Origin of the sequence: Paraburkholderia sp. EG304 (genome assembly GCF_046543485.1) — a bacterium.
Taxonomy (GTDB): Bacteria; Pseudomonadota; Gammaproteobacteria; order Burkholderiales; family Burkholderiaceae; genus Paraburkholderia; species Paraburkholderia youngii.
Genome location: NZ_JBKGUA010000004.1, coordinates 150,087 through 169,961, shown reverse-complemented (window position 1 = coordinate 169,961; position 19,875 = coordinate 150,087). Strand labels below are relative to the sequence as shown.

18 protein-coding genes and 1 pseudogene are annotated in these 19,875 nt (G+C 64.0%); 11 read left to right on the top strand and 8 right to left on the bottom strand.

From position 1 onward, the window contains the following. The first annotated feature begins 65 nt into the window (after window positions 1–65). From ACLFKU_RS06795 to ACLFKU_RS06765, 7 genes are all read left to right on the top strand, one after another. Entirely contained in the window at window positions 66–740 is a 675-nt protein-coding gene (locus ACLFKU_RS06795; RefSeq protein WP_368583983.1) for a DUF2889 domain-containing protein, read from the top strand. A 57-nt stretch (window positions 741–797) separates the two neighbouring features. Next, the gene (gene sucC / locus ACLFKU_RS06790; protein WP_013090442.1) at window positions 798–1,967 is read left to right on the top strand and encodes an ADP-forming succinate--CoA ligase subunit beta; all 1,170 of its coding nucleotides are present in this window, start codon (window positions 798–800) and stop codon (window positions 1,965–1,967) included. Between the two features lie 130 nt (window positions 1,968–2,097). Beyond that, entirely contained in the window at window positions 2,098–2,979 is an 882-nt protein-coding gene (sucD, locus tag ACLFKU_RS06785; RefSeq protein WP_013090441.1) for a succinate--CoA ligase subunit alpha, read from the top strand. Between the two features lie 165 nt (window positions 2,980–3,144). Continuing rightward, a complete protein-coding gene (locus ACLFKU_RS06780; protein WP_018437749.1) occupies window positions 3,145–3,849 on the top strand; it encodes a TerC family protein in 705 nt (234 codons plus the stop codon). Window positions 3,850–4,006: 157 nt separating this feature from the next. Next, window positions 4,007–4,630: a pilin gene (locus ACLFKU_RS06775; RefSeq protein ID WP_368583982.1), complete on the top strand. Its 624-nt coding sequence runs from the start codon at window positions 4,007–4,009 to the stop codon at window positions 4,628–4,630. A 1,172-nt stretch (window positions 4,631–5,802) separates the two neighbouring features. Beyond that, entirely contained in the window at window positions 5,803–7,509 is a 1,707-nt protein-coding gene (ltrA, locus tag ACLFKU_RS06770; RefSeq protein ID WP_410848579.1) for a group II intron reverse transcriptase/maturase, read from the top strand. A gap of 125 nt (window positions 7,510–7,634) precedes the next feature. Further along, the gene (locus ACLFKU_RS06765) at window positions 7,635–9,419 is read left to right on the top strand and encodes a PglL family O-oligosaccharyltransferase (protein WP_410848578.1); all 1,785 of its coding nucleotides are present in this window, start codon (window positions 7,635–7,637) and stop codon (window positions 9,417–9,419) included. Between the two features lie 57 nt (window positions 9,420–9,476). Here the strand turns inward: ACLFKU_RS06765 and ACLFKU_RS06760 are convergent, their stop codons facing one another. Together ACLFKU_RS06760 and moaC are read right to left on the bottom strand one after the other, a co-directional pair. Then, window positions 9,477–9,827, bottom strand: a complete 351-nt coding sequence (locus tag ACLFKU_RS06760) for a nucleotide pyrophosphohydrolase (RefSeq protein ID WP_368583980.1) — start codon at window positions 9,825–9,827, stop codon at window positions 9,477–9,479. Between the two features lie 31 nt (window positions 9,828–9,858). Next, window positions 9,859–10,338, bottom strand: a complete 480-nt coding sequence (gene moaC / locus ACLFKU_RS06755; protein WP_368583979.1) for a cyclic pyranopterin monophosphate synthase MoaC — start codon at window positions 10,336–10,338, stop codon at window positions 9,859–9,861. Window positions 10,339–10,524: 186 nt separating this feature from the next. Here moaC and ACLFKU_RS06750 point away from each other — a divergent pair, with 186 nt between their 5' ends. Beyond that, window positions 10,525–12,255, top strand: a complete 1,731-nt coding sequence (locus ACLFKU_RS06750) for a M48 family metalloprotease (RefSeq protein ID WP_410848577.1) — start codon at window positions 10,525–10,527, stop codon at window positions 12,253–12,255. Window positions 12,256–12,285: 30 nt separating this feature from the next. Here the strand turns inward: ACLFKU_RS06750 and ACLFKU_RS06745 are convergent, their stop codons facing one another. The 6 genes and pseudogenes from ACLFKU_RS06745 to ACLFKU_RS06720 all read right to left on the bottom strand — a co-directional run bounded on the left by ACLFKU_RS06745 (window position 12,286) and on the right by ACLFKU_RS06720 (window position 16,990). Beyond that, on the bottom strand, window positions 12,286–12,864 hold the full coding sequence (locus tag ACLFKU_RS06745; RefSeq protein ID WP_368583977.1) for a DUF2946 family protein: 579 nt from the start codon (window positions 12,862–12,864) through the stop codon (window positions 12,286–12,288). Further along, the gene (locus tag ACLFKU_RS06740; RefSeq protein WP_410848576.1) at window positions 12,857–13,909 is read right to left on the bottom strand and encodes a hydrolase; all 1,053 of its coding nucleotides are present in this window, start codon (window positions 13,907–13,909) and stop codon (window positions 12,857–12,859) included. Before ACLFKU_RS06740 ends, ACLFKU_RS06745 begins: the two co-directional genes overlap by 8 nt. A gap of 52 nt (window positions 13,910–13,961) precedes the next feature. Then, a pseudogene (locus tag ACLFKU_RS06735) lies at window positions 13,962–14,407 on the bottom strand (nuclear transport factor 2 family protein). Between the two features lie 166 nt (window positions 14,408–14,573). Continuing rightward, window positions 14,574–15,599, bottom strand: a complete 1,026-nt coding sequence (gene waaF / locus ACLFKU_RS06730) for a lipopolysaccharide heptosyltransferase II (RefSeq protein ID WP_176105137.1) — start codon at window positions 15,597–15,599, stop codon at window positions 14,574–14,576. A 198-nt stretch (window positions 15,600–15,797) separates the two neighbouring features. Beyond that, a complete protein-coding gene (locus tag ACLFKU_RS06725) occupies window positions 15,798–15,992 on the bottom strand; it encodes a zinc-finger domain-containing protein (protein WP_013090430.1) in 195 nt (64 codons plus the stop codon). 74 nt (window positions 15,993–16,066) lie between these two features. After that, the gene (locus ACLFKU_RS06720) at window positions 16,067–16,990 is read right to left on the bottom strand and encodes a branched-chain amino acid transaminase (RefSeq protein ID WP_368583974.1); all 924 of its coding nucleotides are present in this window, start codon (window positions 16,988–16,990) and stop codon (window positions 16,067–16,069) included. A gap of 226 nt (window positions 16,991–17,216) precedes the next feature. Here ACLFKU_RS06720 and ACLFKU_RS06715 point away from each other — a divergent pair, with 226 nt between their 5' ends. From ACLFKU_RS06715 to ACLFKU_RS06705, 3 genes are all read left to right on the top strand, one after another. Next, entirely contained in the window at window positions 17,217–17,972 is a 756-nt protein-coding gene (locus ACLFKU_RS06715; protein ID WP_410848575.1) for an AzlC family ABC transporter permease, read from the top strand. Then, window positions 17,969–18,292: an AzlD domain-containing protein gene (locus tag ACLFKU_RS06710; RefSeq protein ID WP_368583972.1), complete on the top strand. Its 324-nt coding sequence runs from the start codon at window positions 17,969–17,971 to the stop codon at window positions 18,290–18,292. Before ACLFKU_RS06715 ends, ACLFKU_RS06710 begins: the two co-directional genes overlap by 4 nt. A 279-nt stretch (window positions 18,293–18,571) precedes the next feature. Further along, entirely contained in the window at window positions 18,572–19,765 is a 1,194-nt protein-coding gene (locus ACLFKU_RS06705; RefSeq protein WP_013090426.1) for a phosphoglycerate kinase, read from the top strand. The last annotated feature ends 110 nt before the right edge of the window (window positions 19,766–19,875 follow it).

Below are 19,875 nucleotides of genomic sequence, written 5' to 3'. Positions count from 1 at the left end.
GGGCTGTCCCAAATACCCGTTATGCTAAAATCCAGAAGTTTTCCAATCCGGCCTTTCCTTCCCGCATGTCGCTCTCCCCGCCAGTGTCCCGTCAGTTGCGCCATCGTCGCGCAATCAGAGCGGAAGCTTACGAGCGAGCCGATGGCCTGTGGGATGTGGAAGCGTGCCTGACCGACGAAAAGCCTCGAGATGTGGCGCTTCCGTCGGGAATCCGGCCCAATGGTCAGCCGATCCATGAACTCTGGCTTCGCATCACCATCGATCGCAAGCTCAATGTCGTCGACGCCGAGGCGTCGTCCGACTGGGTACCCTATCCAGGGTTATGCCAGGCCAGCAATCCCGCCTACCGTGCCCTCATCGGGCTCAATCTGTTCCACAACTTCCGTCGCGATGCTGCCCGTTTGCTGGCCGGCACGGCCGGTTGCACGCATCTCACCGAGCTGTGCGCGATGCTGCCGACCGCCGCGATCCAGGCGTTCGCCGGCGAAGTCTGGAACACCGATGAAGGCACGCCAGGCGCGAACGCGGGTTCGGGAGACGAATCGTCTAACGGCACAGGCGAGCATTCCAACGACAAACCGCCATTCCAGTTGGGACGCTGCCACGCGCTGCGTTTCGACGGCGAGGCGGTGAAACAGTTTTATCCGCGCTGGTATGGCCACGCACCTCGTCCGGCGGAACGCGCGGCCTCGTCGGACGACGCGGCGACTCGCGCACCAAGCGGCGACGCGCCGGCCTGAACGGCGGCAAAACGGAATCGAAGTTCTATCCAACTCTCAGACTGAAGGGAATCACGCATGAAGATTCACGAGTACCAGGGTAAGGAAATCCTGCGGAAATTCGGCGTCGCGGTACCGCGCGGCAAGCCGGTCTTCTCGGTGGATGATGCGGTCAAGGCCGCGGAAGAGCTCGGCGGCCCGGTGTGGGTCGTCAAGGCTCAGATCCACGCAGGTGGCCGTGGCAAGGGCGGCGGCGTCAAGGTCGCCAAGTCGCTGGAACAGGTTCGCGAGTACTCGAACCAGATCCTCGGCATGCAGCTCGTCACGCACCAGACCGGTCCGGAAGGCCAGAAGGTCAATCGCCTTCTGATCGAAGAAGGCGCTGACATCAAGAAGGAACTGTATGTTGGTCTCGTGATCGATCGCGTTTCGCAGAAGATCGTCGTGATGGCATCGAGCGAAGGCGGCATGGACGTCGAAGAAGTCGCGGAAAAGACGCCTGAGCTGATCCACAAGGTTGCGGTCGATCCGTCGACCGGCCTGAAGGACTCGGAAGCAGACGACCTCGCGAAGAAGATCGGCGTGCCCGACGCTTCGATCCCGCAAGCCCGCGCGATCCTGCAAGGCCTGTACAAGGCATTCTGGGAAACCGACGCATCGCTCGCCGAAATCAACCCGCTGATCCTGACCGGCGACGGCAAGGTCATCGCACTCGACGCGAAGTTCAACTTCGATTCGAACGCGCTGTTCCGTCACCCGGAAATCGTCGCTTACCGCGATCTGGACGAAGAAGATCCGGCTGAAATCGAAGCGTCGAAGTTCGACCTCGCGTACATCTCGCTCGACGGCAACATCGGCTGCCTCGTGAACGGCGCTGGCCTCGCAATGGCAACGATGGACACCATCAAGCTGTTCGGCGGCGAACCGGCGAACTTCCTCGACGTCGGTGGAGGAGCTACGACCGAGAAGGTCACCGAAGCGTTCAAGATCATGCTGAAGAACCCGAACCTGACCGCGATTCTGGTCAACATCTTCGGTGGCATCATGCGCTGCGACGTGATCGCGGAAGGCGTGATCGCGGCGTCGAAGGCCGTGTCGCTGAAGGTGCCGCTCGTGGTCCGCATGAAGGGCACGAACGAAGACCTGGGCAAGAAGATGCTCGCCGAATCCGGCCTGCCGATCATCTCGGCGGACAGCATGGAAGAAGCGGCTCAGAAGGTCGTCGCGGCTGCTTCGGGCAAGGCGTAAGCCACCTGTCTACGGCGCATTTACCAGCTCATTTGCCAAAATGACGAGTGGCGGCGCGCGAGCGACACAGGCGTGAAGCATCGCGCCGCGTGGCGCTACCGCGCGACGCCAAACGAACAGAGGTCAATACATGTCGATTCTGATCAACAAAGACACCAAGGTCATCACGCAGGGCATCACCGGCAAGACCGGTCAGTTCCACACGCGTGCTTGCCGTGAATACGCAAACGGCCGCGAAGCGTACGTCGCGGGCGTGAACCCGAAGCGCGCCGGCGAAGATTTCGAAGGCATCCCCATCTACGCTAGCGTCGCTGAAGCCAAGGCTGAAACGGGCGCAACCGTGTCGGTGATTTACGTTCCGCCGGCAGGCGCTGCTGCGGCAATCTGGGAAGCCGTCGAAGCCGACCTGGATCTCGCAATCTGTATCACGGAAGGCATCCCCGTCCGCGACATGATCGAGATCAAGGACCGTATGCGTCGCGAAAACCGCAAGACGCTGCTGCTCGGACCGAACTGCCCGGGCACGATCACGCCGGACGAACTGAAGATCGGCATCATGCCGGGTCACATCCACCGCAAGGGCCGCATCGGCGTCGTGTCGCGTTCGGGCACGCTGACGTATGAAGCGGTCGGCCAGCTGACCGCGATCGGCCTCGGCCAGTCTTCGGCAGTCGGTATCGGCGGCGATCCGATCAACGGTCTGAAGCACATCGACGTGATGAAGATGTTCAACGACGATCCCGATACGGACGCCGTCATCATGATCGGCGAAATCGGCGGTCCGGACGAGGCGAACGCCGCGCACTGGATCAAGGACAACATGAAGAAGCCGGTGGTTGGCTTCATCGCCGGCGTCACGGCGCCTCCGGGCAAGCGCATGGGCCACGCCGGCGCGCTGATCTCGGGCGGTGCGGACACCGCTGAAGCGAAGCTGGAAATCATGGACGCATGCGGTATCAAGGTCACGAAGAACCCGTCGGAAATGGCGCGTCTTCTGAAGGCGATGCTGTAAATCGAATTCGCGTGCCGTGAGCGCGCGATTTTGCTACGCTTACGAAGTCCTTTCGTGAGCGAGCGGTCCCGAAAAGCGGGGGAGTGCAGACTCCCCCGCTTTTTTTTCGTCCGCACTTGCGCCGTCGTGCTGTCCGCTCGGTAGATTTTTTCTTATTCTTTTTCCATGCTCGAATTCTTCACGACCCTCAATTGGGGCGCGGTCTTTCAGATCATCGTCATTGACGTGCTGCTCGGCGGCGATAACGCGGTCGTCATTGCGCTCGCCTGCCGCAACCTGCCGCAGTCGCAACGCATGCGCGGCATCGTGTGGGGAACCGCCGGCGCGATCCTGCTGCGCGTCGTGCTGATCGCATTCGCGGTCGCGCTGCTCGACGTGCCGTTCCTGAAGTTCGCGGGCGGGTTGCTGCTGCTGTGGATCGGCGTGCGCTTGCTCGCGCCCGCGCACGACGTTCACGACAACGTCAAGCCGGCCGACAAGCTGATCTCGGCGGTGAAGACGATCATCATCGCGGATGCGGTAATGAGCGTGGACAACGTAATCGCGATCGCGGGCGCGGCCGAAGCCGCGGAGCACGAGCACCGGTTGGCTCTGGTGATCTTTGGCCTCGTCGTGAGCATTCCGCTGATCGTGTGGGGCAGCCAGCTGATTCTGAAGCTGCTCGATCGCTTTCCGGGCATCGTGCTGTTCGGCGCGGGCCTGCTCGGCTGGATCGCGGGCGGTCTGATGGTCAACGACCCGGCCGGCGACCGTTGGCCGATCCTCGACACGCCCGTCGCGGAATACGGGATGAGCATCGCGGGCGCGCTGTTCGTCGTGATCGTCGGTTATCTGTTGAAGCGCCGTAACGCGAAACGCGCGGCGGTGTGAGCATGGCATCGACGGTGCGCCGCTGCCTAAGCCGTGATGCCGTCCGAATGCAAGCCTGGCCATCCGGCTGACTGTGACGCGCAAGCGTCGCTCGCTACGATTGAAACGCCTGTTCCCGATCCACGGGCCAGGCGTTTCTCGTATCAGGAGTCTGCCGATGATCGTTACCCTGCCGTATTCCCCTTACTCTCAATCGACGCAATTTTCGCGTAGGTCGCGCCGCGCACGTTGGCGCGAGAATTGGTTCGCGCGCCTTTGCCGGCGCTGCGGCGTCGGCTTCACGTTGATCGAGCTGATGATCGTGCTGGCGATCGTCGGCGTGATCGCGGCCTATGCGATTCCCGCGTATCAGGACTATCTGGCGCGCAGCCGGGTCGGCGAGGGCTTGTCGCTCGCGGCGTCGGCGCGGCTCGCGGTGGCCGAAAACGCCGCGAGCGGCAACGCATTCAGCGGCGGTTATGCGTCGCCGCCCGCCACCCGCAACGTCGAGTCCATCCAGATCGACGACGACACCGGTCAGATCACGATCACGTACTCGACGCGCGTCGCGCAGGCCGGCGCGAACACGATGACGCTGGTGCCCTCGGTGCCGGACAACGCCGATGCGCCGAGCGCACGTGTCGCGTTGGCCAAGGACACGGTGCAGACGGGCGCGCTGACGTGGGAATGCTTTGCGAGCGGCAAGAGCGCGTCTTCGTTGCCGGCGCCGGGGTCGGGGCCGATGCCGGGTGAAGCGCCGACGCTCGCGGCGAATCTGGCGCCGCCCGAGTGCCGATCGTAAGGGGGCAGATGAACTGAACAAGCCAACGAGACGACGGCCGGGCGCTGACCGGACGACTCGAAGCCACAACGTAAAGGGCTGATTTGCAGCCTAGTTCGGCCGAACCGGCGCACAGTGCAACGAAATTTTTGTATAGTGCGCCGGTTGGTGCGACACGCACGCTCGTGTCCGTTCGCTCACGTTACGAGCATCGACTGCAGTCAAGATGTGCTTGAGGCCCCTTCGGGGGTGATTTCTAGTAGCTGAGTGTGTGGTCCTTCGGGACTACGCCCCATATTTTTTTGTGAAGCGTGATTCGGGCTTGTCCAGCCGGAGAATCGCATTGTATTGACCTGATTACCGTCAGGTTCCGCCCAGTCAGCGGCTTCATCTCCGCCGACCAGGCGGGATGTCGTGTGCAATTCCTGCGCTTTAACAGCAACGGATTCGCAAACCGATACGAGCGAAAGCTCGGTGTGTCATTGTTTTGCCTTGCCTGATGTCCGGGTGAGGAAGGGAACCTGCTGTACGACCAGCAGTAGCCTAGGAAGACATGCGTCACTGGCAACGGTGGGGTGTGAAGCTCTTCTGACAATGTAGCCCCCGGAGGTTTCGGGCAGATCGGCTCCGCGAGGAACGATCTGGAGACTCCCAGCAGCAAGGGGGTTGAGGAGCTAGGCTGGCTGATATGGTTAATGTAAGTGAACTGCTGATAAACCTCGTAAGCACTGAGGAGCCAAAGCTGCTTGAACATTGGGCTCTAACCAACAGGTACGTGGCTGGTTAATCCGCTCAACCGTCGGATTACGTCGTCACTTAGCCACCGGGGAAGAGGCAGAACCTACGTCAGTCGTGTGACATGCCGGGAACGTGGTAAGCCTGTATGGTTGCCAGCGCAGTAGGGCTGGCAGGCGAACCGCAAGGGACGCTGTTGATCGTGCAGGTATGGGAGGACGGAAAAAGCGAAAGCCGGGCTGTAATGGTTCGGATAGGGGTTGGGACATCACCCCACGCGAAAGCGGGCAGACTTCCGTCTGGTCTACCGTCGCAAGACGGCTGACTACCCTCTGTAACTTGGTCAGATGCAGGTGCATGCGCCTGCATTGAGTTTTGTTGTTCCCCAGCGGGGTGTATCTGCCCCGCTGGGGGAGATGCGCCTTCTGTCTGGGGACTTTTCCAGGTAGGAGAGCAGCATGAAAGTATCTGGTCGAAAGACCGGATCTGCGCTTTCCCACGCGCCGGACAACTGGCACGCCGTAGATTGGCGTCGGGTTGAACGGAACGTGAGAGGGATGCAGATTCGAATTGCGAAGGCGACGCGAGAAAGTGACTGGCGCAGGGTGAAAGCCTTGCAACGGATGCTGACTCGCACGTTGTCCGCAAAGCTGTGTGCGGTACGACGTGTTACGCAGAACCAAGGTGCGCGAACGGCTGGAGTCGATCGCGAGCTATGGGATTCGCCTGAAAGCCGATGGCTTGCTGTCGGCAGGTTGAAGCGGCACGGATATAAGCCTCTGCCTCTACGGAGAGTCTTTATCCCCAAGGCCAATGGGAAGGAACGCCCTCTGGGCATTCCGACCATGCAGGATAGGGCGATGCAAGCCTTGTATCTGCTGGCCTTGGAGCCGGTAGCAGAGTCGACGAGCGACCCGAACTCTTATGGGTTCAGGCTCAATCGTTCGACGGCTGATGCGATGTCTCAGATTTTCGTTGTCATGGCCCGTCGCCGTTCCGCGCAATGGGTACTCGAGGCGGACATCAAGGGATGCTTTGACCACATCAACCATGAGTGGCTGGAAAACCATGTCCCGATGGACAGGGTGATCCTTCGCAAATGGTTGAAGGCTGGCCTGATTTACAAAGGGCAGCTACAGGCGACGGAGGCCGGTACGCCGCAGGGAGGCATCATTTCCCCGACGCTGGCAAACGTGACGCTGAACGGGCTGGAACGCGAACTGATTGCGCACCTCGGTGCGAAATTTGGGATCGGGAAGGCGAACAAGCTGAAAGTGAATGTTGTGCGATACGCGGACGACTTTGTCATCAGCGGCGACTCGCAAGAGATGCTGGAACACGAAGTCAGACCTTGGATAGAAACCTTCCTTGAGGTACGGGGATTGCAACTATCGCAGGAGAAGACCCGGATCGTTCACATTGACGAAGGCTTTGATTTCCTTGGGTGGAATTTCCGGAAGTATTCGGGAACGCTGCTCATCAAGCCGAGCGGGAAGAACGTGCGGACGTTCTATCGCAAGGTGGCGGACACCATCAGCGGTCACAAGGCGGTAAAGCAGGAGGAGTTGATCCGATTGCTGAATCCGATGCTACGAGGCTGGGCGCAATATCACAGCCCTGTAGTAGCCAAGCAGGCGTATAGCCGCATGGAGTCGCTGGTGTTTTACAGGCTCTGGCGGTGGTCGAAGCGGAGGCATCCGAACAAGAGCGCGGAATGGGTGAGACGGAAGTACTTTCACTCGCTCGGCAATCGGCATTGGGTGTTCGCCGCTCCCGTAGTTCAAGAGGACGGCAGCAAGGGTTTGCTTGAGCTGTACCAGATCAGCGGTACGGACATCAGGCGCCACAGGAAGGTCAAAGGGGAATTCAATCCGTTTGATCCAATGTGGGAGCAGTACAGCGAGCAATTGCGGCAGGAGCGCATGGAGTACTCGATGCGTTATCGTAAGCAATGGGTATCGCTGTACAAATCACAGGGCGGCTTGTGTGCGCACTGTGGTTGGGCTTTGACGAACGAGACCAGTTGGCACGACCATCATCTGGAATATCGGATGCATGGTGGGACCGACGCTCTGTCGAACAGGGTTCTGCTCCACCCCGACTGCCACCGGCAGGTACACGTTGGTAAACTTGTGGTAACTAAGCCGGCTCTGTCGTTGCTCTGACGGGGCTTTGTAAAGAAATATGTAGGCTTGAGCCGTATGCGGGGAAACTCGCACGTACGGTTCTTAGGGGGCCCCTTTTCCGCAAGGAAGAGGGGCTACCCTACCTGACGCCCACCGTTGATTCGATGCCCACCCCTTTCGCGCGCTACCTGTCTCTCGTACTGCTGGCTCTTGCGTTGATCCTGCCCTATGCGGTTGCCAACCATACGTATCCGATCCCAACCTTCTACTCCGAATTCACCTCGCTCGCGCTGTATCTGCTGACCGGGGCGGCCGTCATGCTGACGGTCGCGACCGCCCGGCCGCGCGTGAGCTTCGCGTCGCCCATGGTCGCGCTCGTGCCCTTGCTGTTCGGCCTCCTGCTGGTGCTGCAAACGTTCGTGCTGCCGGTCGCTGAGCCGTCGATGAACTGGCTCGGCGCGGGCTTCCTGCTCGCTGCGTGGATGGCCGCGCACGTGGGCTATGGCTTCGCGCGTGTGAAACTCGACGAGACCGCGTTGCGCTGGGCGGCGGGGGCGTTGATCGTCGGCGGTCTGTTCTCGGTGTTCAGCCAGGTGATCCAGCTGTTTCACCTCGAAACGCGCGTGGCGCCGCTCATCGTCGCGTACAACATCACCGTCGATCGCCGGCCGTTCGGCAACATGGCGCAGGCGAACCACCTCGCGACCTATATCGCGTTCGCGATGGCGGGCGCGCTGTACCTCGTGCAGACGCGCCGCATCGCGCTGCCTATCTGGCTGCTCGTGTCGACGATTTTCTCCGTCGGCCTCGCGCTGACCGTGTCGCGCGGTCCGTGGCTGCAGATGGGGGTGATCGTCGTGGCCGGCTTCTGGATGGCGTTCGCGCAGACTCGCAACGAACCGCAATCGCGTCGTAGCAGCCGTGACTGGCTGGTGCCGATCGCGCTCGCGGTGCTGTTTTTCGTGGTCAATGCGGTGATTCGCTGGGCCAACGTGCGTTTTCACCTCGAACTCGGGCAGTCGGCGGCCGAGCGCTTCCAGGATGCCGGTCAAATCGCGCCGCGCATCGCGCTATTGAAATACGGCTGGACGATGTTCAAGCAGCATCCGCTGCTCGGCGTCGGCTGGGGCGAATTTCCGAGCTATCAGTTCGCGCTCGTCAGGCAATTGGGCGGCGTCGAAATCGCCAACAACTCGCATGACATCTTCGTCGATCTGCTCGCCAAAACCGGTCTTATCGGACTCGGGATCGTGCTCGTGGGTCTCGTCGCGTGGCTCGTGCGTGTCGTGCGTGCGCCGCAAAGCGCCACGCGCGTGTTCGGCATCGCGCTGATCGGCGTGCTGACGATGCATGCGCTCGTCGAGTATCCGCAGCAGTACATGTTCTTCCTGTTGCCTGCGATGTTCGTGTTCGGCTTGCTCGAAACGCGGCCGTTGCGCGCGGTGCCCGCGAAACTGTCGCTCCGCGCGTTCGCGGTCGTGGTATTCGGCGGACTCGCCGCGCTGTATCCGATCTATCGCGACTATGCGCGCGCCGAGGTGCTGTACTACGGTCAGCGTCCAGCCGAACAGTACGCCGCCGATCCGTCGTTCATGTTCGGCGCGTGGGGCGAATACGGTCTGGCGACACTGCAGCCGATGAATCCGCTGAACCTGCAACGCAAGCTCGCGATGCACAAGCAGGCGATCGCACTGTTGCCGGGCGAAACCGTGCTGCGTCGCTACGCGGTGCTACAGGCGCTGACCGGCGATACCGCGGCGGCGCTCGATACGGTCGAACGCTTGCGTATTTTCGCGGAGGAACTGAAGGACTGGCCCGCGCAGCTCGGCTATGTGTACCAGCTCGTCGACGAGCAGAAGTCGCTCGCGGGCTTCAGGGAGCAGTTGGTGAAGCGCTACGGCAGGCCCGCAGCGGATGCGGCACCGGATGACGACAGCGACGAAGATTGATCGGGCCGCGGAGGCTTCGGCGTGCTCGCGTCAAGGCAGGCCTTCTCGCCTCTAAGTTCACAACTCGGAATACTTCGCGGCCGTGCCTTTCGCCTTGTCGACGGGGTAGCGCGCTTCGTTCAGCTTCAGTTTTTCCGCGGCCGCGTCGACGAGATCGAAGCCCGCGGTATGAGCCACCAGCAGCAGGTACATGAAGACGTCGGCGCACTCGTGCCGGAGGTTCGTCGATTGCTCGGGATCACTGAGCAGCGTGTCGATCTGCGCGTCGGACTTCCATTGAATCGTCTCCAGAAGCTCGCCGGCTTCGATGCCGGTGGAGACGATCAGGTTACGCAGCGTGTGAAACTGCCGCCAGTCGCGCGCGTCGCGAAACGCCAGTAGCTGCTTGAGCAGTTCGTCGATGGTCATGGTGCTACCCGGATAGTTGTCGACCCGCGCTTCAAGCTTGCGCGACCCAGTCCCCCGATTTCCCGCCATGCTTTTCCATCACCTTCACATCGGTGATGGTCATGCCGCGGTCCACCGCCTTGCACATGTCGTACACGGTCAGCAGTCCGACCTGCACGGCGGTGAGCGCTTCCATTTCGACGCCCGTGCGTCCAAACGTCTCGACCTGGACCGTGCAATGCACGCCGGGCATCTGCTCGTCGAGTTCGAAGTCGGCTTTCACGCGTGTCAGCGCGAGCGGGTGGCACAGCGGAATCAGATCGGCGGTGCGCTTCGAGGCCTGGATCGCCGCGATCCGCGCGACGCCGATCACGTCGCCCTTTTTGGCGTTGCCGTCGCGGATCAGCGCGAACGTGTCGGGCAGCATGCGGATCGAGCCACGCGCGATCGCGATGCGCTTCGTCTCCTGCTTGCCGCCGACGTCCACCATATGCGCGTCACCAGACGCATCGAAATGAGTGAGTTCAGGCATGGTTGACTCCTTCAGAGGGCGCCTATCATAGCAGTGCGGCGCGGCCCCGAATCGGCGCGGCGACTGGTTACACTTGCGCTGTGCGGTACCGTGCGTTTTGCCTTGTACGCGTCCTTCGACGTCCTTGCCCGCTATCTTAGTCCGGGCCACGGGCGAGTTTTTCGACTTCGTCAGACCGGCTTCGCGATGCATTCAAAACGATTCCTCGCTGCCTTGCTATCTGTCGCACTCGCAATGCCGCCCGGCGCGTTCGCGCAATCGACCGGCGGAGCGGCCCTCGCGCCGGGAACCCCATTGTCCGAGGCGCCGCTCGTTAGCGGCCCGAGCGACGCGGTCGATCCGATCCTGCCGCCCGACATCGCGCGCGGCGTGTTCGGCACCTACGGCGGCGCGCAGAGCCGTTTTTCCAATGGCGGCGCTAGCGGCAGCAATGGCGGCAAAACCGGCAGCAACGACTGGCGCGCGCCGATCGTCGCGCAGCAGTTGCCCGATCTCGGCAGCGGCGGCGCCGGCTCGCTGACTCCGCAGGCCGAACGCAAGCTCGGCGAGCGCGTGATGCGCGACATACGCCGCGACCCCGATTATCTCGACGACTGGCTCGTGCGCGACTACCTGAATTCGGTCGCCGCCAAGCTCGCAGCGGCGGCCAGCGCGCTGTATATCGGCGGTTACCGTCCGGATTTCGAACTGTTCGGGGTGCGCGACGCGCAGATCAACGCGTTTTCGCTGCCGGGCGGTTTCATCGGCGTGAACACCGGGTTGATCATGGCGACGCAGACCGAGTCCGAACTCGCGGCGGTGCTGGGTCACGAGATGGGGCACGTGCTGCAGCGGCACATCTCGCGGATGATCTCCAACGGCGAGCGCAGCGGCTACGCGGCGCTCGTCGGCGTGCTGTTCGGCGTGCTGGCAGGCGTACTCGCGCATAGCGGCGACCTCGGCAGCGCGATCGCGCTCGGCAGCGAGGCGTATGCGGTCGACAGCCAGTTGCGCTTCTCGCGATCGGCCGAGCAGGAGGCGGACCGCGTCGGCTTTCTGCTGCTCGCCGGTGCCGGCTACGATCCCTACGCGATGCCGACGTTCTTCCACCGGCTCGACCGCGCGGCGATGAACGACAACGGCATTCCGGCCTACGCGCGCACGCATCCGCTGACCGGCGAGCGGATCGCCGACATGGAGGACCGTGCGCGCCGCGCGCCGTACCGGCAGCCGCATCAAGACTCCGAGTACGGCTTCGTGCGCGCGCGCGCGGGTCTGTTGCAGGGCCATTCGCGCAGCGACTACGCGGACGAGATTTCGCGTTTGCGCTCGGAAATCGAGGACCGCACCGCGCTGAACGTTGCGGCCAACTGGTACGGCATCGCCTACGGGCAGATGTTGCTCGAGCGCTACGACGACGCGGCCGCCTCCCTTGCGAGCGCGCGCGCGACGTTCGTCTCCGGCGCGCGTGCGGAAGGCGAGCCTGAGCGCGATTCGCCGAGCCTCGACGTGCTCGCGACCGACATCGCGCGCAGTGCCGGTCATGCGGACGAAGCCGCGCGTCTCGCCGACTTCGCGCAGAAGCGCTGGCCGCAGTCGAACGCCGCGATCGATATGCATATCCGCACGCTGCTGACGCTGCACCGTTTCACCGACGCGCAGGCGCTCGCGAAGAAGGAAACCCGGACGCATCCCGATCAACCCGCGTGGTGGTTGTATCTCGCGCAGGCGAGTGCGGGCAGTGGCGATGCGTTGACGCAGCATCGCGCGATGGCGGAAAAGTTCGCGCTGGAGGGCGCGTGGCCCTCGGCGATCCGGCAGTTGAAGGACGCGCGCGACTTGAAGACGATCGGCTATTACGACCTGGCGACCGTCGACGCGCGTCTGCACGAGATGGAGAACCGCTACAAGGAGGAGCGGCTCGACGAGAAGGGGTAGGGTGGACGCAGGCGGACGCCGGCGCGTGCGTCAGACCTGCGCCGCCGCCGGGCTTGCGACGAAGCCGAAGCGCGCGGCCACCTGATCGCGTCGCACGCTTTGCAGCGGCAGTGTGAGTTGAGCGCTCCAGTGGAATGCGCCGCTCAATGAACCATCGTCGGCGAGCGTCGCGTGATCCGAGAAGATCTCGAGGTCGTGATCGTGCAGCGCCGCGATGCGTGCCGGCTGCGAGCGATCGGCGAACAGAATGCCGCCGTCTTCATCGACGAACACCGCCGCCGGCTCGAACGCGCCGCCGCCCTGGTCGTGCAGTGCGAGCGTGCCATCCGCGCGCGCGGACAATCTGACCACCCACGGCGTGTAAGCCAGCTCGACATACACGCGTTGCGGCCCGTTCTGGAAATACCACTGCCCGCGCTCATCGGCCTCGTAGTTCCGGTTGATGAAGCCCAGCAGCGCCTCGTGCCGGATCGGCACGCCGTGCGCGCCGCTCGCCTGGGCCGCTTCGTCGCGCATGCGCCAGTTGCCGCGCCGGTCGAGCATCAACCAGCCGGTGCAACTCGGCACGTTCGGCCATTTGGCGAGTGACTGTTTGACGATGTCATCCATGATCGACGTGTTGTTCCAGATAGCCGAAGACGCGCCGCGATAGCCAGTCGATGCGGCCCGGGAACGGCCCGGTCATGAAACCCGCGTGGCCGCCGTGCTCGGGCTGATAAAGCTCGACCGCCGCCGATACCTCCTGCCGCGACGGCAGCGCTTCGGCCGGCAGGAACGGGTCATTGCGCGCGTTGAGCACCAGCGTGGGCACTCGAATGAGCGGCAGCAGCGGACGGGTGGTTGCGGTGCTCCAGTAGTCGTCGGTATTGCGAAAGCCGTGCAGAGGCGCGGTCACCACGTTGTCGAACTCGTACATCGTGCGGCTCGCGAGCATCGCGTCGCGATCGAATAGGCCCGGGAACTGCTCGAGCTTCTGCTTGGCCTTGTGTTTCAGCGTCTTCAGGAAGCTGCGCGTGTAGACGAGGCCGAAGCCCTGCGACAGCGCGCGGCCGCCCGCGTGGACGTCGATCGGTGTCGAAATCGCGGCGGCGGCGGCTACCACCTGCGCCGCATCGTTTTGCCGCTCGCCGAGCCAGCGAAGCAGCACGTTGCCGCCGAGCGACACGCCGGCCGCGACCACCGGCCCCCGATGCGCGGCGCGCAGGCGGCGCAGGATCCAGTCGACCTCATTGCTGTCGGCCAGATGGTAGAAGCGCGGCAGCCGGTTCAGCGGGCCGCTGCAGCTGCGAAAGTGCGGCACCACGCCGTGCCAGCCGTATTCGCGCGCGGCGGCCATCAGCGCGACCGCGTAGTGCGACGACGAACTGCCTTCGAGGCCGTGAAACAGCACGAAAAGCGGAGCGGTATCGGTGGGCGGAGTTTCGTGCGCGACCCAGTCGAGATCGATGAAATCGCCGTCCGGCGTGTCCCAGCGCTCGCGCCGAAACGACACGGCGGGGCGGCGCGCGAACAACGACGGGACGATCGTCTGCGCATGCCGGTTGGGCAGCCACAGCGGCGCGCGGTACAGCAGCTCGACGGTCGCCTCGACGGCGGCCGCCACCTTGGCGGGGGCCGTACCGGAGGAAGCGGGTTTATGTGGCGTCGAACTCATACCGGCGGAAAAGCGAAAAAACGTGAATCTGAATCGGTCGTGGTGCCGCGCGTCAGTGCAGCGGGCCCTGGCCATGCCGCATCTTGGTCGCGAACTGACTGGCGGCCTCGTTCGGCATCGGGCTCGCGTGAATATGCGCAATGCGCCATTCGCCGCGCTCGTGGACCATTACGTAGGTGGTGAAGACCATCGCGGGCGTGGCGGTCGGATCGGCCGGACGATGCGCTTCGGCAATCGCATAGACGACGGTGCCGAGGCTGTCGTAGCGCGGATGTCGAGCGGCTCGATCGACACCGGCAGCGCTTCGAGCTGAGCCTGCAAGCCATTGCGGATGTTCTCGATACCGTGCAGATGCGAGCCGTCCGCGCAGATGCAGCTGACGAACTCCTCGTCGATCCACAAGCCCATCAAACTGTCGATATTGACCTCGGCGACGGCCTGATAGTAGGCGTTCAGGGTATCGGCGGCGGCTTCGAAGATATGGGCAAAACGTGGCATGGCTCGTCAGTCTCTAGTGCGCGGCGCGCGGTTGCGGGTCAGCGGTAGCGGGACGGTCCAGAGCGCCGGACCATCGCCCCCGGCGTCAGCTTGCCCGTGCCGCAAGGCGCGAACATGACGCGACGCGCTCGGGGGCGTGCGGTGTTGCGTGCAAGTACCAGTCGGCTCAGCGCTGCGCGAGCAGCATGCCGCGCAAATCGCCGAAAACCTGCTCGGCGCTCAGCTGCTTCAGGCAGTTCAGATGACCGAGTGGGCACTCGCGCTCAAAACAGGGGCTGCATTCGAGATGAAGCCATTGTACCTTCGCGAGCTCGGACAAGGGCGGGGTGTGGCGCGGATCGGTCGAACCGAAAACGGCCACGAGCGGGCGGCGCAGCGCGGCGGCGACGTGCATCAGGCCGGAGTCGTTGGTGACGACCGCGTTGGCCCGAGCGATCAGCGCGCAGGCCTCGCCGAGCGCGGTCTGGCCGCACAGGTTGCGCACGTTCGGCGCTTTTTCGGCGATCGCCTGCGCGAGCGGCGCGTCTTTCGGCGAACCGAGCGCGACGATCTGCGTGTACGGGAACGACTGGCCGACCATCTGCGCAAGCGCCGCGAAGTGCTCGGGCGGCCAGCGCTTGGCGGGACCGTACTCGGCGCCCGGGCAGAACACCAGCAGCGGCACGCGGGTATCGAGATTGAAGCGCGCCGATACGCGCGACGCCTCGTTCAGATCCGTGTCGAGACGGGGCATCGGCAGATCTTCGGGGACCTTGGCGCCGGGCGCGTAGGCGAGGGCGGCGTAGTGGCCGACCATCGGCGGCCGGGCGTCCTTGCGCGGATTCGCGTGACGCACGTTCAGCATGCCGTAGCGACTCTCGCCGGTGTAGCCAATGCGCAGCGGAATGCCCGCCAGCCACGGAATGAGCGCCGACTTGAACGAGTTCGGCAGCACGTAGGCCGCGTCGTAGCCGACGTCGCGCAGATCGCTCGACAGCTGCCAGCGGCGCAGCATCTGCAGCTTGCCGTGGGCGAGATCGGTCGCGTAGACGTCGCGGATTTCCGGCATGCGTTCGAGCACGGGGGCGACCCAGCTGGGCGCGACCGCGTCGATGACGATGCGCGGATGCAATTTCACGAGGCGCGCAAACAGCGGCTGCGCCATCAATGCGTCACCGATCCAGTTCGGTGCGATAACCAACGCGCGACGCATCAGAGTGAGTGTCCGGTGTCGATAACAAGCGCCGCGCGCGATGCGCGTGGCGCTCGGATGGGTAGAAGGGGAAAGCGGGAAGCCGCGCGGCGCGAGGCCCGCGGGTCGTGCGATCGAGCCTGCGGCGCGGCGAGCGCGCGATCAGAACGTCACGCCTCGCGCCGCTGAAGCCGGCTCAGAACCGCTCGATGCGTTCGATCAATGACCCTTGATCACTTCGCCGTCGCGCAGCTTGTAGCGCGTGCTGCAATACGGGCAACGCGCTTCGCCGTGCGACACGTCGATGAAGACGCGCGGATGCGCGCTCCAGCGCGGCATGGCCGGATTCGGACAATATGCCGGCAGATCTTTTGCCGTCAGTTCGACCAGCGGCATTTCCTTGATTTCGCTCATGACACTTTCTCGTTGTATGCGGGGTGCTTGCAGTTCGCCGCCGACGGGCGGCGCTGCGCATCTCAAAACGTCGCTCAGATTTTCGTGAGCCAGTGCGCGTACTTCTCGCTCTTGCCGTTCACGACGTCGAAGAAGGCGGACTGCAGCTTTTCGGTGATCGGGCCGCGCACGCCGGCGCCGATCTTGCGGTTGTCGAGTTCACGGATCGGCGTGACTTCGGCTGCCGTGCCGGTGAAGAACGCTTCGTCGCAGGTATAGACTTCGTCGCGCGTGATGCGCTTTTCGATCACCTGGATGCCCATGTCGCGCGCGAGCGTGATCACGGTGTCGCGCGTGATGCCGTCGAGGCACGACGACAGGTCGGGCGTGTACAGCTTGCCGTTGTTGACGAGGAAGAAGTTCTCGCCCGAGCCTTCCGACACGTAGCCGTCGACATCGAGCAGCAGTGCTTCGTCATAGCCGTCGGCGATCGCTTCCTGGTTCGCGAGGATCGAGTTCACGTACCAGCCCGACGCCTTTGCGCGCACCATCGACACGTTCACGTGATGGCGCGTGAACGACGACGTCTTCACGCGAATACCCTTGGTGATGCCGTCTTCGCCGAGGTACGCGCCCCACGGCCACGCGGCGATCGCGACGTGGATCGTGTTGCCCTTGGCCGACACGCCGAGCTTTTCCGAGCCGACCCAGATAATCGGGCGCAGATAACAGGATTCGAGCTTGTTCTCGCGCACCACTTCACGCTGCGCGGCGGCGAGCGTTTCATGGTCGAACGGCACGTCCATCTGGAAGATCTTCGCCGAGTTCAGCAGGCGCTTGGTGTGCTCCTGCAGGCGGAAAATCGCGGTGGCGCCGTCGGCCGTCTTGTAAGCGCGCACGCCCTCGAACACGCCCATGCCGTAGTGCAGCGTGTGGGTGAGCACGTGGATTTTGGCATCGCGCCAGTCGATGAGCTTGCCATCCATCCAGATCTTGCCGTCGCGGTCGGCCATTGACATACGGTTCTCCAGCAGGTGCGTTATGAGGTGCGGCCATGAGCGCAGGACATAGCCGGGAGCGCTATTTTAGCGTCTTTTGCACACACAACGGGCATTTGGGCGCACCCTGGACGCTATAATCCAGCGCACGCATAAATCCGATCGGGATGCGCCAGCAGGAGGTCTCGCAAGCTGGTGCCGGCCCGGCCTTCTCGACGGCGTTTCCTGCGCCCGCAATCTTCGCCCGATGCTCGCTCGACTGTCCGACACCGATCGCCGCGCTTTTCGTGAAGGCGCGCGCGCCTATGCGCCCACGCTGATGGCAATTTTTTCCTGGGGCCTCGTGACGGGCATCGCGATGAGCAAGTCCGTGCTGACGCTGCCGCAGGCGCTCACGATGTCGCTGCTGTGCTACGCCGGTTCGTCGCAGCTGGCGGTGCTGCCGCTCCTCGCGGCGAAGCTGCCTGTGTGGACCGTGCTGCTGACCGCGGCGATGGTCAACACCCGCTTCGTGATCTTCAGCGTCGGCCTCGCGCCGCACTTCTCTTATCTGCCGATGTGGCGGCGCATCGTGCTCGGCTATTTCAACGGCGACGTGATCTATCTGCTGTTCGTCAAGAAGAGCTTTCCGACCGGCTACGTGCCGGGCAAGGAGGCGTACTTCTGGGGCATGGCGGTAGCGAGCTGGCTGTCGTGGCAGGTGTCGTCGATCGTCGGCATCCTGCTCGCGAGCCTGATTCCCGACAACTGGGGGCTCGCGCTCGCCGGTACGCTCGCGCTGTTGCCCATCATGGTGTCGGCGGTCGCGACGCGCTCCACGCTGGCCGCGGTCAGCGTGGCCGCCATCGTGGCGCTGCTCGCGCTCGATCTGCCGTACCGGCTCGCGCTGCCGTTCGCGGTGATCGCGGCGATCGTCGCCGGCAGCGCAGCCGACCTGATGATCGAGCGCGCGGACCTGCGCCGCATCCGCGGCGTAAACGATCGCGCCGGAGACTCCCGATGACCTCAACGCAAATCTGGCTCGCCATCTTCGGCATGACCTTCGTCACCGCGCTCACGCGCGCGATGTTCCTGATCGGCGGCGAGCGCACGGTGCTGCCCGCGCGCGTGCAGAAAATGCTGCGCTACGCGCCGGCCGCCGCGCTCGCCGCCGTGGTGGTGCCCGACGTGCTGACGACACCCGAGGGGCTGTCGTTCGCGGCTTCCAACCATGAACTTTACGCGACCCTCGCCGGCCTCGGCTGGTTTTTGTGGCGCCGCACCATGCTCGGCACGATCGTGACCGGGATGGTCGTGTTCACGCTGATGCGCGTCTTCCTGTGACGGTCCGGCCCCAAGTGTGGCGATGACGCCGCGCCGCGCGGCATCGACGGCCTCGCGGTCAAATACGCGACATTCGCCGCGTCGCGGTCAGATGGCCGTTGGGATCAGTTAAAATGCCCTTTTCCGGGTTGAGCGCGCCGCAGCAAGGCGTCTAGTGCCGCGGCCGGCCGCCGGCGCCCGATCCCGCGGAGCCGTTGGGCCGAAGCGCCGGAGTTCGCCGCGTCTCGTCCCCGCGCGCTGTCCGCCACCGCCTTCTCATCAACTCGCCTACTCAAGCCTATGAACAAGGTATTGCGTCTCTCCGACCTGATCGCCGAAGGCAAGCTGTCCGGCAAACGCGTGTTCATCCGCGCCGATCTGAACGTGCCGCAGGACGATCAAGGCAACATCACCGAAGACACCCGCATCCGCGCTTCCGTACCGGCCATCAAGGCCGCGCTCGACGCCGGCGCCGCCGTGATGGTCACCTCGCACCTGGGTCGCCCGACCGAAGGCGACTTCAAGCCGGAAGATTCGCTCGCGCCAGTGGCGAAGCGTCTCGCCGAGCTGCTCGGCCGCGACGTGCCGCTCGTCGCGAACTGGGTCGAAAACGGCGTGAACGTCGCGCCGGGCTCGGTCGTGCTGCTCGAAAACTGCCGCGTCAACAAGGGCGAAAAGAAAGATTCCGACGAGCTCGCGCAGAAAATGGCCAAGCTCTGCGACATCTACGTGAACGACGCGTTCGGCACCGCGCACCGCGCGGAAGCGACCACGCACGGCATCGCGAAGTACGCGCCGGTTGCCTGCGCGGGTCCGCTGCTCGCGGCTGAGCTCGAGGCACTCGGCAAGGCGCTCGGCGCACCGAAGCGTCCGCTGGTGGCGATCGTCGCGGGTTCGAAGGTGTCGACCAAGCTGACCATTCTGAAGTCGCTCGCTGAGAAGGTCGACCAGCTGATCGTCGGCGGCGGCATCGCCAATACGTTCATGCTCGCGGCCGGCCTGAAGATCGGCAAGTCGCTCGCCGAAGCCGATCTCGTCGCCGAAGCGAAGGCGATCATCGACGCGGCGAAGGCCCGCGGCGCCTCAGTGCCGATCCCGACCGACGTGGTCACGGCCAAGGAGTTCTCGCCGACCGCGAAGGCCGAAGTGAAGGCCGTCGCCGATGTGCAGGACGACGACATGATCCTCGACATCGGCCCGGAAACGGCCAAGGTGCTCGCCGCACAGCTCGAGAAGGCCGGCACGATCGTGTGGAACGGCCCGGTCGGCGTGTTCGAGTTCGACCAGTTCGGCAACGGCACGAAGACGCTCGCGGACGCGATCGCGCGCTCGGCGGCGTTCTCGATCGCAGGCGGCGGCGACACGCTCGCGGCGATCGCCAAGTACGGCATCCACGATCAGGTCAGCTACATTTCGACGGGCGGCGGCGCGTTCCTCGAGTTCCTCGAGGGCAAGAAGCTGCCGGCGGTCGAAGTTCTGGAATCGCGGGCTTAACGTGGCGACGCGCTCCCCCGCGGCGAAGTCGACCAAGGCGCGTGGCGCGAAAGCGCCGCGCGGTAACGCGACAACGCCGGCACGGGAGCGCGCGACACGCGCGGTCGCTG

Coding starts and splice junctions, on each gene's coding strand:
- ACLFKU_RS06795 (WP_368583983.1), top strand. CDS start 66: ATGTCGCTCTCCCCGCCAGTGTCCCGTCAGTTGCGCCATCGTCGCGCA.
- sucC (WP_013090442.1), top strand. CDS start 798: ATGAAGATTCACGAGTACCAGGGTAAGGAAATCCTGCGGAAATTCGGC.
- sucD (WP_013090441.1), top strand. CDS start 2,098: ATGTCGATTCTGATCAACAAAGACACCAAGGTCATCACGCAGGGCATC.
- ACLFKU_RS06780 (WP_018437749.1), top strand. CDS start 3,145: ATGCTCGAATTCTTCACGACCCTCAATTGGGGCGCGGTCTTTCAGATC.
- ACLFKU_RS06775 (WP_368583982.1), top strand. CDS start 4,007: ATGATCGTTACCCTGCCGTATTCCCCTTACTCTCAATCGACGCAATTT.
- ltrA (WP_410848579.1), top strand. CDS start 5,803: ATGAAAGTATCTGGTCGAAAGACCGGATCTGCGCTTTCCCACGCGCCG.
- ACLFKU_RS06765 (WP_410848578.1), top strand. CDS start 7,635: ATGCCCACCCCTTTCGCGCGCTACCTGTCTCTCGTACTGCTGGCTCTT.
- ACLFKU_RS06760 (WP_368583980.1), bottom strand. CDS start 9,827: ATGACCATCGACGAACTGCTCAAGCAGCTACTGGCGTTTCGCGACGCG.
- moaC (WP_368583979.1), bottom strand. CDS start 10,338: ATGCCTGAACTCACTCATTTCGATGCGTCTGGTGACGCGCATATGGTG.
- ACLFKU_RS06750 (WP_410848577.1), top strand. CDS start 10,525: ATGCATTCAAAACGATTCCTCGCTGCCTTGCTATCTGTCGCACTCGCA.
- ACLFKU_RS06745 (WP_368583977.1), bottom strand. CDS start 12,864: ATGGATGACATCGTCAAACAGTCACTCGCCAAATGGCCGAACGTGCCG.
- ACLFKU_RS06740 (WP_410848576.1), bottom strand. CDS start 13,909: ATGAGTTCGACGCCACATAAACCCGCTTCCTCCGGTACGGCCCCCGCC.
- waaF (WP_176105137.1), bottom strand. CDS start 15,599: ATGCGTCGCGCGTTGGTTATCGCACCGAACTGGATCGGTGACGCATTG.
- ACLFKU_RS06725 (WP_013090430.1), bottom strand. CDS start 15,992: ATGAGCGAAATCAAGGAAATGCCGCTGGTCGAACTGACGGCAAAAGAT.
- ACLFKU_RS06720 (WP_368583974.1), bottom strand. CDS start 16,990: ATGTCAATGGCCGACCGCGACGGCAAGATCTGGATGGATGGCAAGCTC.
- ACLFKU_RS06715 (WP_410848575.1), top strand. CDS start 17,217: ATGCTCGCTCGACTGTCCGACACCGATCGCCGCGCTTTTCGTGAAGGC.
- ACLFKU_RS06710 (WP_368583972.1), top strand. CDS start 17,969: ATGACCTCAACGCAAATCTGGCTCGCCATCTTCGGCATGACCTTCGTC.
- ACLFKU_RS06705 (WP_013090426.1), top strand. CDS start 18,572: ATGAACAAGGTATTGCGTCTCTCCGACCTGATCGCCGAAGGCAAGCTG.